This is a genomic window from Fusobacterium perfoetens, from assembly GCF_021531595.1.
Lineage (GTDB): Bacteria > Fusobacteriota > Fusobacteriia > Fusobacteriales > Fusobacteriaceae > Fusobacterium_B.
In genome coordinates, this window is sequence record NZ_JADYUD010000016.1 from 1 (window position 1) to 15,781 (window position 15,781).

14 protein-coding genes, 1 tRNA gene and 1 other annotated feature are annotated in these 15,781 nt (G+C 32.1%); all 15 genes read left to right on the top strand.

Going from position 1 to position 15,781, the window contains the following annotated elements; genetic code table 11:
- The first annotated feature begins 244 nt into the window (after positions 1-244).
- The 15 genes from I6E17_RS08485 to I6E17_RS08555 all read left to right on the top strand — a co-directional run bounded on the left by I6E17_RS08485 (position 245) and on the right by I6E17_RS08555 (position 15,715).
- Positions 245-1,396, top strand: coding sequence for a hypothetical protein (locus tag I6E17_RS08485; protein WP_235236722.1), 1,152 nt, complete (start codon positions 245-247; stop codon positions 1,394-1,396).
- Positions 1,397-1,715: 319 nt separating this feature from the next.
- Complete coding sequence (rpmG, locus tag I6E17_RS08490) at positions 1,716-1,868, top strand: 50S ribosomal protein L33 (RefSeq protein ID WP_176829524.1); 153 nt, start codon at positions 1,716-1,718, stop codon at positions 1,866-1,868.
- Between the two features lie 32 nt (positions 1,869-1,900).
- Positions 1,901-1,976, top strand: a tRNA-Trp gene (locus tag I6E17_RS08495).
- A gap of 36 nt (positions 1,977-2,012) precedes the next feature.
- On the top strand, positions 2,013-2,198 hold the full coding sequence (gene secE, locus I6E17_RS08500; RefSeq protein ID WP_235236724.1) for a preprotein translocase subunit SecE: 186 nt from the start codon (positions 2,013-2,015) through the stop codon (positions 2,196-2,198).
- A 2-nt stretch (positions 2,199-2,200) separates the two neighbouring features.
- Positions 2,201-2,800 carry a transcription termination/antitermination protein NusG gene (nusG, locus tag I6E17_RS08505; protein WP_176829522.1) on the top strand — a complete coding sequence of 200 codons (600 nt, stop codon included), beginning with the start codon at positions 2,201-2,203 and terminating at the stop codon, positions 2,798-2,800.
- A gap of 61 nt (positions 2,801-2,861) precedes the next feature.
- Positions 2,862-3,287 (top strand): 50S ribosomal protein L11, encoded by a 426-nt coding sequence (gene rplK, locus I6E17_RS08510; protein WP_176829521.1) that lies wholly within the window; start codon positions 2,862-2,864, stop codon positions 3,285-3,287.
- Positions 3,288-3,363: 76 nt separating this feature from the next.
- A complete protein-coding gene (rplA, locus tag I6E17_RS08515) occupies positions 3,364-4,074 on the top strand; it encodes a 50S ribosomal protein L1 (RefSeq protein ID WP_176829520.1) in 711 nt (236 codons plus the stop codon).
- Between the two features lie 25 nt (positions 4,075-4,099).
- Positions 4,100-4,241, top strand: a sequence feature (ribosomal protein L10 leader region).
- A 20-nt stretch (positions 4,242-4,261) separates the two neighbouring features.
- Entirely contained in the window at positions 4,262-4,768 is a 507-nt protein-coding gene (rplJ, locus tag I6E17_RS08520; RefSeq protein ID WP_176829519.1) for a 50S ribosomal protein L10, read from the top strand.
- A 53-nt stretch (positions 4,769-4,821) separates the two neighbouring features.
- A complete protein-coding gene (rplL, locus tag I6E17_RS08525) occupies positions 4,822-5,187 on the top strand; it encodes a 50S ribosomal protein L7/L12 (protein ID WP_176829518.1) in 366 nt (121 codons plus the stop codon).
- 213 nt (positions 5,188-5,400) lie between these two features.
- Positions 5,401-8,913 carry a DNA-directed RNA polymerase subunit beta gene (gene rpoB / locus I6E17_RS08530; protein WP_235236726.1) on the top strand — a complete coding sequence of 1,171 codons (3,513 nt, stop codon included), beginning with the start codon at positions 5,401-5,403 and terminating at the stop codon, positions 8,911-8,913.
- 80 nt (positions 8,914-8,993) lie between these two features.
- The gene (gene rpoC / locus I6E17_RS08535; RefSeq protein WP_176829516.1) at positions 8,994-12,944 is read left to right on the top strand and encodes a DNA-directed RNA polymerase subunit beta'; all 3,951 of its coding nucleotides are present in this window, start codon (positions 8,994-8,996) and stop codon (positions 12,942-12,944) included.
- 60 nt (positions 12,945-13,004) lie between these two features.
- Complete coding sequence (locus tag I6E17_RS08540; protein ID WP_176829515.1) at positions 13,005-13,877, top strand: YicC/YloC family endoribonuclease; 873 nt, start codon at positions 13,005-13,007, stop codon at positions 13,875-13,877.
- A gap of 50 nt (positions 13,878-13,927) precedes the next feature.
- Positions 13,928-14,491 (top strand): guanylate kinase, encoded by a 564-nt coding sequence (gene gmk / locus I6E17_RS08545; RefSeq protein WP_176829514.1) that lies wholly within the window; start codon positions 13,928-13,930, stop codon positions 14,489-14,491.
- 9 nt (positions 14,492-14,500) lie between these two features.
- Positions 14,501-14,716: a DNA-directed RNA polymerase subunit omega gene (rpoZ, locus tag I6E17_RS08550; protein ID WP_176829513.1), complete on the top strand. Its 216-nt coding sequence runs from the start codon at positions 14,501-14,503 to the stop codon at positions 14,714-14,716.
- 12 nt (positions 14,717-14,728) lie between these two features.
- Positions 14,729-15,715: an FAD:protein FMN transferase gene (locus tag I6E17_RS08555; protein WP_235236728.1), complete on the top strand. Its 987-nt coding sequence runs from the start codon at positions 14,729-14,731 to the stop codon at positions 15,713-15,715.
- The last annotated feature ends 66 nt before the right edge of the window (positions 15,716-15,781 follow it).

Consider the following 15,781-nt stretch of genomic DNA (forward strand, 5'->3'; position numbering starts at 1 on the left):
TAGAGCACACGACTGTTAATCGTGTTGTCGTTGGTTCAAGTCCAACAAGAAGCGCCATTTTTTATTTTTTGGAAAAAATTTTTATGAGGCAGTTTAAAAACTGTCTTTTTTTATTTATTGTAAAATCAAATAAAATTGACATTATATATGTCAGATGTTATACTAAAATGTCATTCATCATTATAGTAAAGAATTATTATTTCAGATGAAAGATTATAAAAATTTATATAATAAGGAGAAATCAATGGAGAAGTTGAAAAAGAAAGCAGTCAGTCTTGAAGCTTTTGTATGCCTTATTGTTCTTATCGGGTCTTGTGTCTCAGTAGCTCATATAATGGGACCAGTTAATATGATAAATACAATAATGGGAACTGCACATGATTTGTTGCTTAACACAGTATTTTTCATAATGGGTGTTGCAGTTTTAGCAGGAGCTTTATCTGAAATTTTGTCAGAATTTGGAGTCATATCATTAATAAATAAATTATTATATTTTGTTATATACCCCTTATACAGACTGCCGGGAGCTTCAGCTTTAGCAGTTGTTACAACATATATTTCCGATAATCCAGCAGTACTTAGTCTTGCTGCAAATAAAGAATTTAGAAAATATTTTAAAAATTATCAGTTTACTGCTCTTACTAACCTAGGAACATCATTTGGAATGGGATTTATTGTATCTGCTTTTATGGTTGCACAAGGTGGAATTATGAAAGAGAGTTTATTTAAACCTGTACTTCTTGGAAATTTAGGAGCTGTTGTAGGAAGTATAGTAAGTGTTAATCTTATGATTCACTATAGCAAGAAATATTTTGCATCTTGTGGTGAACTTGACAATCAAGAAGTTACAGATAAATTTGTTCTTGAAACAAGAGAAATAAGAAGAGGATCTGTTTTTGAAAGATTCCTTGAAGCTATGCTTGAAGGAGGAAAAGTAGGAGTAGGAATGGGAATGGCTATTATTCCAGGAGTAATAATAATATGTACTACTGTTCTTATGCTGACAAATGGAATGCCTGAAGGAGGATATACAGGGGCAGCTTATGAAGGTATAGGTATACTTCCTGTAATAGGATCAAAACTTACATTTATACTGAAGCCATTATTTGGATTTTCAAGTCCGCAGGCAATAGCATTTCCAATAACAGCTCTTGGAGCAGTTGGAGCAGCTATAGGACTTGTTCCTCAATTTATAAAAGAAGGAGTTATAGGGCCAAGAGAAATCACAGTATTTACAGCTATGGGAATGTGTTGGAGCGGATATTTAAGTACTCATGTGGCTATGATGGATAGCTTGAATTACAGAGAGCTTACAGGAAAGGCAATATTCAGTCATACGATTGGTGGAATAGCAGCAGGAATAGCAGCTAATCTATTATATACATTTTTCTGTTAAAATTAATTTATAAAATCTTACATTAATATATATGAAAAAATAATATAATAAAAAAGCATTTTAAGAACGGAAATAGAAAGTTATTTTTCTTTTCCGTTTTTTTCTTTTGAATTTTGTTTTATAATAATCTAAATTTTTTGAGCCATTGAAAATGAAGAAAAAAAATTAAAAATATTTTAAAAAATTACTTGACAGAATTGAGAGAAGAAGGTATAATCTTCTATGTCTTAATAAACCTAAATCAAGAAAACTCTATTACCATATATTGTTATTATATGGGAGGATTACAGAATATCCGAAAGGTAAATGGAGGTGTACGATGAGAGTAAATATTCAATTAGAATGTACAGAATGTAAAAGAAGAAATTATAGTACTTCAAAAAACAAGAAAAACACTACAGAAAGATTAGAAGTGAATAAATACTGTAAGTGGGATAAAAAAGTTACTTTACACAAAGAAACTAAAAAATAATTTTAGTATTTAGGAAATAGTTATCAACATGCAGGTCAATGGCTCAATTGGTAGAGCATCGGTCTCCAAAACCGAGGGTTGGGGGTTCGAGTCCCTCTTGACCTGCCATTTTTTATGGATACTAATAAAAAGGTGGATTAAACTATGAAATTGTTTAAAGATGTAAAAATGGAATACTCAAAAGTAGAGTGGCCTAGAAAGAAACAAGTAGTTCATGCTACTGTATGGGTTGTTGTGATGAGTGTTGCATTGAGCATATATTTAGGGGTTTTTGATATAGTTGCTTTAAGACTTTTAAAGATACTTGTATCTCTATTCGGAGGACAATAATAATGAAAACAGTTTTAGAAAAAAAATGGTTTATGATACATACATATTCAGGGTATGAAAAGAAAGTGAAAACTGACTTAGAGCAAAAATTAGAAGCTCTGGGTATGAATACCATAGTTACCAAAGTATTAGTACCAGAAGAACAGTCAGTTGAACTTAGAAGAGGAAAGAAAAAAACAATAAGCAGAAAGTTATTCCCTGGATACGTAATGTTGGAAATGTATGCTACGAGAGAAGAAAGTGAAGATGGAATCAATTATAGCGTAGACTCTGATGCTTGGTATGTAGTAAGAAATACAAACGGAGTAACAGGTTTCGTAGGTGTAGGATCAGATCCAATTCCTATGGAAGAAGAAGAAGTAAAAAACATCTTCAAAGTTATCGGATACAGCGTTGAAAACAGTGAAAGTGAAGATGCAGAATTAATAGCAGTAGATTTTGCTGAGGGAGATTATGTAACTCTACTTGAAGGTGGATTTGCAGGTCAACAGGGAAAAGTTGCTGAAATTAATTTAGAAAATAGAAAAGTAAAAGTAATGGTGGAGATGTTCGGAAGAATGACTCCTGTAGAAGTAAACATTACTGGTGTTGAAAAGGATTAGTCATTTGAACTAATCAGTGGGAGATAAATCACTAGTACCACATAAGGAGGAAATTTAAAAAATGGCAAAAGAAGTTATTAAAATAATTAAATTACAATTACCAGCAGGAAAAGCTAACCCTGCACCACCAGTTGGACCAGCTCTTGGACAACACGGTGTTAACATCATGGAGTTCTGTAAAGCATTCAATGCAAAAACTCAAGATAAATCAGGATGGATTATTCCAGTTGAAATTTCTGTATACAATGACAGATCATTCACATTTATAATGAAAACTCCACCTGCATCAGATTTATTAAAGAAAGCTGCTGGAGTTCAATCTGGAGCTGGAAACTCTAAAAAACAAGTTGCAGGAACTATCACTAAAGAAAAATTAAAAGAAATTGCTGAAACAAAAATGCCAGACTTAAATGCTGGATCATTAGAAGCTGCAATGTCTATAATAGCAGGATCTGCAAGATCTATGGGAATCAAAATAGAAGACTAATTACAGATCCAATCTTTGTTGGATATATTAAGTGGTAGGAGAAATCCAGTGACCACAAAAGGAGGAAATTTTTAAAATGGCAAAACACAGAGGAAAAAAATACTTAGAAGTAGCTAAGTTAGTAGATACAACTAAATTATATGAAGTTAAAGAAGCTTTAGAATTAATTAAAAAAACAAGAACAGCTAAGTTCTTAGAAACAATAGAAGTGGCATTAAGACTTGGAGTAGACCCAAGACATGCAAGCCAACAAATCAGAGGGACAGTTGTTTTACCACACGGAACTGGAAAAACTGTTAAAATATTAGCAATCACTCAAGGTGAAAACATAAACAAAGCTTTAGAAGCTGGAGCAGATTATGCTGGAGCTGAAGAATATATTGAAAAAATCCAACAAGGTTGGTTAGATTTTGATATCGTAATCGCTACTCCAGATATGATGCCTAAACTAGGAAGACTAGGAAAAATATTAGGAACTAAAGGTTTAATGCCTAACCCTAAATCAGGAACAGTTACTCCAAATATTGCAGCAGCTGTATCTGAATTCAAAAAAGGTAAATTAGCATTCAGAGTAGACAAATTAGGATCAATTCATGTACCAATCGGTAAAGCTGATTTTGATGACGAAAAAGTTTACGAAAACTTTAAAGCATTCATGGGAGAAATCATCAGATTAAAACCTGCAGATGCAAAAGGACAATACTTAAGAACTGTAGCAGTTTCATTAACAATGGGACCAGGAGTAAAAATTGATCCATTATTAGTTGCTAAAGAAATTGGTGCATAATTAAGTTAACAAAGTTGGATAAGCAAATTAATATAGATCCAAACTAAAGACAGTGGGTGGCGAAAGCCATAAATCCTACCGAGGTTGGACAGAAGTTCAGTAACCTCAGAAGAGTTTATGACCTCCGTTCCACTTCAAAAATGGTGCGGAGGTTAATTTTAAATAAAAGAGGAGGTGAAATCGTAAAATGGCAAATCAAGCAAAAGTTCAAGCAGTAGCTGAATTAGCAGACAGAATTAAAAGAGCTCAATCTATCGTTTTAGTTGACTATCAAGGAATCAATGTTAAAGATGAAACTAAATTAAGAAAATCTTTAAGAGAATCTGGTGGAGAATACCTAGTTGCTAAAAATAGATTATTCAAAATAGCACTTAAAGAAGCAGGAGTTGAAGATTCATTTGACGATATACTAGAGGGGACAACAGCATTCGCATTCGGATATGATGATGTTGTAGCACCAGCTAAAGTTATGAATGAAGTTTCTAAAGCTAATGCAAAAGCAAAAATATTCAACATTAAAGGTGGATATTTATCAGGAAAAAGAGTTAGTGAAGCAGAAGTTGTTGCACTAGCAAGCTTACCATCAAGAGAACAATTACTATCTATGGTGTTAAACGGAATGTTAGGACCAGTAAGAAAACTTGCTTACGGTTTAGTAGCAGTAGCTGACAAAAAAGAAGCAGCAGCTGAATAATTAAAAAATTAAAGTAAAAATCAAATTATCGAAATTATAGGAGGAAATTATAAATGGCATTCAATAAAGAACAATTTATCGCTGACTTAGAAGCTATGTCAGTTTTAGAATTAAGAGAATTAGTATCAGCTTTAGAAGAGCACTTCGGAGTAACAGCAGCAGCTCCAGTTGCAGTAGCAGCAGGACCAGTTGCAGCTGAAGTTGAAGAAAAAACTGAATTTGATGTTGTATTAACAAACGCTGGAGACAAAAAAATCGGAGTTATTAAAGAAATCAGAGGAATAACTGGATTAGGATTAAAAGAAGCTAAAGACTTAGCTGACAACGGTGGAGTTATTAAAGAAGGAGCTTCTAAAGAAGAAGCTGCTGAAATTAAAGCTAAATTAGAAGCTGCTGGAGCTACAGTAGAAGTTAAATAGTTTTATTTCTAATACAATAAATTGTACTGAATAAACAAAGCAATAGGCACTCAAAAATGAGTGCCTATTTTAATCATGTTATAGAGTATTGAGTTTTTATATCTAATTTTTTACTTAGTTAATACTTAATCTGTTGAAAATAATATAATTATAACTGTATGTTGTTTTCAATAGGTTAAGTATTGACAATAAAAATTGAAGGGGTGTGAGTAAATGGGGAAACTCGTTGAAAGATTAAATTTTGGAAAAATAAAAGAAAGAGGAGAAATGCCTCATTTCCTTGAATTTCAATTGAATTCTTACGAAGATTTTATTCAAGCAAACAAGAATCCATTGTCAAGAGAAGATAAAGGATTAGAATCTGCATTTAGAGAAATATTTCCAATAGAGTCTTCTAATGGAGACATTAAACTGGAATATATAGCTTATGAACTTCATGAAGCTGAAAAACCTTTAAATGATGAGTTAGAATGCAAGAAAAGAGGAAAAACATACTCTGCTTCATTAAAAGTGAGATTGAGATTAACAAATAAAAAAAGCGGAAATGAAATTCAGGAAAGCTTAGTATATTTTGGAGAACTTCCTTTAATGACTCCAAGAGGAACATTTATTATAAATGGTGCGGAAAGAGTTGTTGTATCACAGTTACATAGATCACCAGGAGTATCTTTTGATAAAGAAGTAAATCTTCAAATAGGTAAAGACCTTTTTGTTGGGAAAATTATTCCATATAAAGGAACTTGGCTTGAATTTGAAACAGATAAAAATGACTTTTTAAATGTTAAAATCGACAGAAAGAAAAAAGTATTAGCTACAGTATTCTTAAAAGCTATTGATTTCTTTGATACAAACGAAGATATCATGAATGAGTTTTTAGAAATAAAAGAATTAGATTTATCAACATTCTATGAAAAATATGCAAACAAACAAGATTTACTTGATGAATTAAAAGTTAAAATGGAAGGAAGCTTCCTTAAAGAAGATATAATTGACGAAGAAAATGGAGAATTTATAGGAGAGGCTTCAACAGTAATAAGTGAAGAACTTATCAGCAAAATTATAGATAAGAGAATAATGAGCATTACTTACTGGGAAGTTAAACCTGAAGAAAAAATTCTGGCAAATACTATTTTAAATGATTCAACTGAAACTAAAGAAGAAGCAGTTACAGAGGTATTTAAGAAATTAAGACCAGGAGACTTAGTAACAATAGATTCAGCTAAATCTCTTATAAAACAAATGTTCTTCAATCCTCAAAGATACGATCTTGAGCCTGTTGGAAGATATAAATTAAATAAGAGATTAGGACTTGATATTCCTGAAACACAAATTCTTTTAACAAAAGATGATATTGTAAGAACTATGGAAATTATTATGGACCTTTATAATGGAGAGGGACATACAGATGATATAGATAACTTATGTAACAGAAGAATAAGAGGAGTAGGAGAACTTCTTTTAATGCAAATCAGAACAGGTCTTGCAAAAATGGGTAAAATGGTAAAAGAAAAGATGACAATTCAAGATTCTGAAACATTATCATCTCAGTCTTTATTAAATACAAGACCATTAAATGCTCTTATCCTTGATTTCTTTGGTTCTGGACAGTTATCACAGTTCATGGACCAATCAAACCCACTAGCTGAACTTACTCATAAAAGAAGAATATCAGCACTTGGACCTGGAGGACTTTCAAGAGAAAGAGCGGGATTCGAAGTAAGAGACGTACATGACTCTCACTATGGAAGAGTTTGTCCTATAGAAACTCCAGAAGGACCAAACATAGGTCTTATTGGATCACTTGCTACTTATGCAAAAGTAAATAAATATGGATTTATAGAAACTCCATATATTAAAATAGAAAATGGAAAAGTAAACTTTGACAGAATAGATTACTTAGCTTCTGATGAAGAAGATGGATTATTTATAGCTCAGGCCGATACTAAAATAGGTGAAAATGGAGAGCTTTTAGGAGAGGTTACATGTAGATTTGGACATGAAATCGTTCAAATTCCTGGAGAAAAAGTTGACTATTTAGATGTATCTCCTAAACAGGTTGTATCTGTATCAGCAGGATTAATTCCATTCTTAGAGCACGATGACGCCAACCGTGCACTTATGGGATCTAACATGCAGAGACAGGCTGTACCATTACTTAGAACAGAAGCTCCTTATGTAGGAACAGGTCTTGAAAGAAAAGTTGCAGTTGACTCTGGGGCAGTTGTAATTTCAAGTGTTGATGGAGTAGTAACTTATGTAGATGCAAGCAAGATAAAAATAGAAGAAGATGGAACTGGAAAAGAGTATACATACAGACTTCTTAACCATGAGCGTTCAAACCAAGCAATGTGTTTACATCAAAAACCAATCGCAGATGTTGGTGAAAGAGTTAAAAAAGGTGATGTAATAGCTGATGGACCTGCTACAAAAGGTGGAGATCTTGCACTTGGAAGAAATATTCTTATGGCATTCATGCCTTGGGAAGGATATAACTACGAAGACGCAATCTTAATATCTGACAGATTAAGAAAAGATGATGTATTTACATCTATACATATAGAAGAATATGAAATAGAAGCAAGAAATACTAAACTTGGAGACGAAGAAATAACAAGAGAAATACCAAATGTATCAGAAGAAGCTGTAAGAAATCTTGATGCAAATGGTATAATAGTTGTAGGAGCAGAAGTTGAAGCAGGAGATATTCTTGTTGGTAAAACTGCACCTAAAGGAGAAACAGAACCTCCTGCAGAAGAAAAATTATTAAGAGCAATATTCGGAGAAAAAGCAAGAGATGTAAGAGATACATCACTTAGAATGCCTCACGGATCAAAAGGAACAGTAGTTGAAGTTCTTGAACTTTCAAGAGAAAATGGAGACGATTTAAAAGCTGGTGTAAATAAAGCAATAAGAGTATTTGTGGCTGAAAAAAGAAAGATAACAGTTGGAGATAAAATGTCTGGTCGTCATGGAAACAAAGGGGTTGTTTCTAGAGTTTTACCAGCTGAAGATATGCCATTCTTAGCAGATGGAACACATCTAGATGTTGTTCTTAACCCACTTGGAGTGCCTTCTCGTATGAATATCGGACAGGTACTTGAAGTTCACTTAGGACTTGCTCTTCAAAAGATCCCTAACAAAGATGAAAGATATATAGCAACACCTGTATTTGACGGGGCATCAGAAGATGAAGTTAAAGATTTCTTAGAGAAGTCAGGATATCCAAGAAGTGGTAAAGTTACATTATATGATGGAAGAACAGGAGAAAAATTTGATAACCCTGTTACTGTAGGAATCATGTATATGTTAAAACTTCACCACCTTGTAGAAGATAAAATGCACGCAAGAGCAATAGGACCTTATTCATTAGTTACTCAACAACCTCTAGGAGGAAAAGCTCAATTTGGAGGACAAAGACTTGGAGAAATGGAAGTTTGGGCTCTTGAAGCATACGGAGCATCAAATATTCTTCAAGAAATGCTTACTGTTAAATCAGATGATATTAATGGAAGAACTAAAACTTATGAAGCAATAGTAAAAGGAGAAGATATGCCTGAAGCAGATCTTCCAGAATCTTTCAAAGTTTTATTAAAAGAATTCCAAGCAATCGCACTAGATGTTGAGTTATTTGACAAAGAAGGAAACTTAATCAATGTTGATGAAGATATAAATAAAGAGGAAGCTATAACAGAATTCTCTTTAGCATCATTAACTGAAAAAGAATAATTAGCGTCACTATAAGTGTATTTATTTAATATTATAAAGTGTAAAAACTTTATCTCGATTAAGGAGGCTTTACATTTAATATGGGAATAAAAAGTTTTGAAAAAATAAGAATAAAACTTGCTTCTCCTGAAAAAATTTACGAATGGTCACATGGAGAAGTTACAAAACCAGAAACAATTAACTACAGAACATTAAATCCTGAAATGGATGGATTATTCTGTGAAAGAATATTCGGACCAAGCAAGGACTGGGAATGTGCGTGTGGAAAATATAAAAGAATGAGATATAAAGGTTTAGTTTGTGAAAAATGTGGTGTTGAAGTAACTAAATCTAAAGTAAGAAGAGAAAGAATGGGGCATATAGCTTTAGCTGCCCCTGTATCTCATATATGGTATTCTAAAGGAACACCTAATAAGATGGCATTAGTTCTTGGAATTTCTCCAAAAGAACTTGAATCAATCTTATATTTTGCAAGATATATTGTTATAGAAAGTAGTGAAGAAACTCTTCCTGTAGGTAAAATATTAAACGAAAAAGAATATAAACTTTTCAAACAAATGTATGGAAATGCATTTGATGCAAAAATGGGAGCAGAAGCTATCTTAAAACTTTTAGAAGATTTAAATCTTCCAGTATTAAGAGAAGAATTAGAAAAAGAACTTGATGATGTAAATTCTAGCCAAAAAAGAAAGAAAGTAGCTAAGAGATTAAAAATAGTAAGAGACTTTATGGAATCTAATAACCAACCAAGCTGGATGATTCTTAAAAATGTTCCTGTTATTCCTGCTGATTTAAGACCAATGGTTCAGCTTGATGGAGGAAGATTTGCTACTTCTGACTTAAATGATCTTTACAGAAGAGTAATTAACAGAAATAATAGACTTAAAAAATTATTAGAAATAAAAGCTCCTGAAATTGTTGTTAAAAACGAAAAAAGAATGCTTCAGGAAGCTGTTGATGCCTTAATAGACAATGGAAGAAGAGGAAAACCTGTTGTTGCTCAAAATAACAGAGAATTAAAATCTCTTTCTGATATGTTAAAAGGAAAACAAGGAAGATTCAGACAAAACCTTCTAGGTAAAAGGGTTGACTATTCAGCCAGATCAGTTATCGTTGTTGGACCTTCATTAAAAATGAACCAATGCGGAATTCCTAAGAAAATGGCTCTTGAACTTTACAAACCTTTCATTATGAGAGAACTTGTAAAAAGAGAACTTGCTACAAATATAAAAACAGCTAAAAAATTAGTTGAAGAAGCAGATGACAAAGTATGGGATGTAATTGAAGATGTAATCAAAGATCACCCTGTATTACTTAACAGAGCTCCGACTCTTCACAGATTATCAATTCAAGCTTTTGAACCAGTGTTAATTGAAGGAAAAGCTATAAGACTTCATCCGTTAGTATGTTCTGCATTTAATGCCGACTTTGACGGAGACCAAATGGCTGTTCACTTAGTATTATCACCAGAAGCTATAATGGAAGCAAAACTTTTAATGCTTGCTCCAAATAATATTATTTCTCCAGCTAATGGTCAGCCAATAGCTATTCCAGGACAAGACATGGTTATGGGATGTTTCTATATGACTAAAGACAGACCTGGATGCAAAGGAGAAGGAAAATTATTCTCTAATAAAGAACAAGTTTTAACTGCTTATCAAAATGGTGTAGTAGACACTCACAGTATTATAAAAGTAAGAATAAAAGATGAAACAGTAACTACTACTCCTGGAAGAATTTTATTTGCAGAACTTCTTCCAGAAGAAATCAGAGATTATCATATGACTTATGGTAAAGGACCTCTTAAGAAATTAATAGGTGAATTATATGAAAGATATGGTTTCGTAAAAGCAGCTGAAATAATAGATAAACTTAAAAACTTCGGATACCACTATTCTACATTTGCTGGAGTATCAGTTGGTATAGAAGACCTTGAAATTCCTGCAAGTAAAAAAGAAATTCTTGAAAATGCAGATAAAGAAGTTGCAAGAATTGAACAAGAATATAAAGCAGGACATATTATTAACGAAGAAAGATACAGAAGAACAATTGCTGTATGGTCTCAGGCTACAGCAGCTGTTACAGATGCAATGATGAATGGACTTGATGAATTCAACCCAGTTTACATGATGGCGAACTCTGGAGCCAGAGGATCTATTCAACAGATGAGACAGCTTGCAGCCATGAGGGGAAATATGGCCGATACAAGAGGTAGAATCATTGAAGTACCTATTAAAGCTAACTTCCGTGAAGGTCTAACAGTATTAGAGTTCTTTATGTCATCACACGGAGCTAGAAAAGGACTAGCAGATACAGCTCTAAGAACTGCCGATTCAGGATATTTAACAAGAAGACTTGTTGATATATCTCATGAAGTTATAGTTAATGCAGAAGACTGTGGAACTCATGAAGGAATTGAAGTTGCAGAACTTGTATCTGATGGAAATGTAATTGAAACATTAGCAGAAAGAATTAATGGAAGAGTTTTAGCAGAAGATTTAATAGTAGATGGAGAAGTAATTGCTCCTAGAAATACTATGATAGGTAAAGCTCTTATTAAGAGAATAGAAGAATTAGGAATCAAAAAAGTAAAAATTAGAACACCTCTTACATGTGCTCTTGAAAAAGGAGTATGTAAGAAATGTTATGGTATGGATCTTTCAAATCATAAAGAAGTACTTCTTGGAGAAGCAGTTGGAGTTATTGCAGCTCAATCAATTGGAGAACCAGGTACTCAGCTTACAATGAGAACATTCCATACTGGAGGAGTTGCCATGGCAACAGCTTCTGCAACAACTAAAAAAGCAGAAGTAAGTGGTAAACTTAAATTTAAAGATGTAAAAATTCTTGTAAATGAAGAAACTAATGATGAAATAGTAGTAAGTCAGTCAGCTAAAATTTCTATTGGAAACTATGACCATGAAATTCCTTCAGGAGCTATTTTAAGAGTAAAAGAAGGAGATACAGTACAAGCAGGAGATGTTCTTGCAGATATTGACCCATATCATGTGCCAATTATATGTGACCAAGATGGAACAGTTGCATTTAAAGAAATTTACATAAAAGCAAACTATGATGAAAAATATGATGTTACAGAATATCTTGCAGTAAAACCTGTTGAATCAGGAGATGCTAACCCAAGACTTATCGTTTACGATAAAGATCATAATCCAAAAGCAAGCTATCCAATTCCATTTGGAGCATACTTAATGGTTAAAGAGGGAGATAAAGTAACTAAAGGACAAATTCTTGCAAAACTTATAAAAGAAGGAGAAGGAACAAAAGACATCACAGGAGGTCTTCCTAGAATTCAGGAATTATTTGAAGCAAGAAATCCTAAAGGAAAAGCACTTCTTACAGAAATAGACGGTAAAGTTGAAATAACTGCTAAGAAGAGAAAAGGTATGAGAGTAATCATTATCAGAAATGAGAAAGATCCTGATTTATTCAGAGAATATCTTGTATCTGTAGGAGATCACTTAGTGGTAACAGATGGAATGCTTATTAAATCTGGAGATAAAATCACAGAAGGAGCAATTTCTCCATTTGATGTGTTAAATATCAAAGGACTTGTAGCAGCTGAGCAGTTCATCCTTGAATCAGTACAACAAGTATATAGAGATCAAGGAGTTACTGTTAACGATAAACATATTGAGATTATCGTTAAACAGATGTTCAAGAAAGTAAGAATTACAAATTCTGGTTCATCACTATTACTTGAAGATGAAGTTGTTGAAAAGAGATTAGTTGATCTTGAAAATGAAGAATTAAAAGCAAAAGGTAAAAAACTTGTTGAATACGAACCAGTAATCCAAGGTATTACAAAAGCTGCTGTTAATACAGAAAGCTTCATATCTGCTGCTTCATTCCAAGAAACAACAAAAGTTCTTTCAAATGCAGCTATAGAAGGTAAAGAAGACTACTTAGAAGGTCTGAAAGAAAATGTAATCATCGGTAAGAAAATTCCTGCAGGAACAGGTTATGTTGATTACAGAAATGTAGTTCCTACAGAAGTAAAAGAGGAACAGTAATTAAAAATAAAATAGGCGGCTGAAATGTCGCCTATTTTGTCATAATAAGGAGTTAGCTCAATGAGAAGTATGACAGGCTATTCAAAACTATCTTATCAGGATGAAAACTTTCAGATAGGAATCGAGATAAAAAGTGTAAATAATAAAAGTCTTAATTTAAAAATAAAACTTCCTGGAATATTGAACTTTTTAGAAAATAAAATAAGAACACAGGTAGGGGAAAAAGTAACAAGAGGAAGCATAGATTTAAAAATAGATTTTGAAGATAAAAGAGAAAATGAAGATATGTTTGAATATGATGAGAATATGTGTAAAGCATATCTTAATCTTCTTAATAAAATGGAAGAAAGTCTTGGAGGAGAGTTCACTAATAAAATGGACTATCTTGTAAGAAATTTAAATGTCATAAAGAAAAAAGAAAATGATACAGATGGATATGAAGCTGTTTTAACAGAAAAAATAGATGAAGTATTAGATTCTTTTATACAGTTTAAAATAGAAGAGGGCGAAAGACTTAGAGAATATTTTAAAGAAAGAGTGGCATTTATAGAAGACAGAGTAGAAATAATAAAAACTCACAAAGAAGAAGTTGTGAAGAATTATAAAGAAAAACTTATAAAAAGACTTGATTCAATAAGAGGAGAAGTTGAATTTAAAGAGGAAGATATTTTAAAAGAAATACTACTTTTTACAGATAAAAGTGATATTTCTGAAGAGGTATCAAGACTTGAAAGTCATTTAAAACAGCTTAAGATAGAACTTGATTCAGACAGCAATACTGTTGGTAAAAAAATAGATTTCATACTGCAGGAGATGTTCAGAGAACTTAATACTTCAGGAGTAAAAGCAAACTCTTATGAAATTTCAAAACTTGTAGTGGAATGCAAGAATGAGATTGAAAAAATAAGAGAACAGGCAATGAATATAGAGTAATTATCTGGAAATTGAAAACTTTATTAAAAATAAAAAGGAGAACGGAAATTATGAAAAAGGGTAACTTATTTGTAGTTTCAGGGCCTAGTGGAGCAGGAAAATCAACTATCTGCAGGCTTGTCAGGAAGATGTTAAATATCAATTTAGCAACTTCAGCTACTACTAGAAAACCTCGTGAAGGAGAAGTAAACGGAAGAGATTATTATTTTCTTACAATTCCTGAATTTGAAGAAAGATTAAGAAATGGAGAATTTTTGGAGCATGCTAAAGTTCATGAAAATTATTATGGAACTTTAAAAGCGGAAGTTGAATCTCGTCTGGCAGCCGGAGAAAATGTTATTCTAGAAATAGATGTACAGGGAGGGCTTCAAGTAAAAGAGCAGTATCCAGATGCAAACTTAATTTTCTTTAAAACACCTACAATGGATGATCTTGAAAGAAGATTAAGAGGAAGAAAAACTGATGATGAAGCTACAATTCAGTTAAGATTAAAAAACTCTATAAAAGAACTTGAATATGAAAAACTGTATGATACTTCAATAGTAAACTATACAGTTGATGATTCTTGTGGACATTTAATAAAAATTATTGAAAGTAAAAGCTTAGAAAGCTAGGAGGAATTTATGAAACACGAAATTACTTATGATACTCTATTAGAAAGAATACCTAATAAATATATACTTACTATTGCTGCAGGAAAAAGAGTCAGAGAAATAGTAAGCGGAGCACCTCTTTTAGTAAAAACAAGCAAAAAAGACACTCTAGTAAGAAAAGTATTTAAAGAAATTGTAGAAGGAAAACTTACTTATACTCAAGAAGATTCAACAGAGATTAAATAGGAGCAGGGAAATATGAAAAAAATCATATTTTTGCTGATAACAATTTTTATGATTGCAGGATGTGGTCATAAAGAAGCAAATCCTATAGAAAAAAAATTTACAGAGGAAAGGTTTCTTTTTGGAACATATATTCAAATGATAGTTTTTTCTGATAATAAAGAAAAAGCAGAAGATGCTTTAAATGTAGCATTTGAAAAAATAGCAGAACTTGACAGTAAATATAATAGTAAAACTAAAGGTTCAATTATTTATAATCTTAACCATTCTGAAAAAAAGGAAGCAGTTCTTGATGAAGAAGGAATTATGCTTTTTAAAGAAGTAAAAAAAGTATACGATTTAAGTGGAGGAAAATATGATATAACAGTTTCTCCTCTTCTTGATGTATGGGGCTTCAGTACAGATGGAAGGGAAAATATTCCATCACAGAAAGAACTTGAAGATGCTTTGAATAAAATAGGATTTGATAAAGTTGTTCTAGAAAACAATAAGCTTATACTTAAAGAGCCAGTAAAAGAAATTGATACAGGTTCTTTCTTAAAAGGATATGCTGTTCAAAGAGCAAGAGATATTTTAGAAGAAAAAGGAATAAAACATGGTTTTGTTTCTTCAATATCAAGTATTGCAACAGTTGGAGGAAAACCAGATGGAACTCCTTGGAAAATAGGAATTCAAAATCCTGCTGATTCAACAAAACTTTTAGGTATAGTTGAAATTAATAATAAAGCACTTGGAATATCGGGAGATTATCAAACTTATGTAGAAATACAGGGAGAAAAATATCATCATATAATGGATAAAGCGACAGGTTATCCAGTAAAAGATAAAAAACTTACAGCTGTAGTATGTGATTCAGCTTTTTATGCAGATATGTATTCAACAGCATTTTTCAATATGAATGTTGAAGATGTTTTTAAAGAAGCTGAAGTTTTAAGTGCAGATGTATTAATAGTTGACAGTGAACAGAAAATAAAAACTACAAAAAGTTTTAAATTGAAATAAGAAAATGCTTGAAATAAAACGGAGAAACTACTATAATACTAAAGAACAAAAAAATTTAGGGGGTTA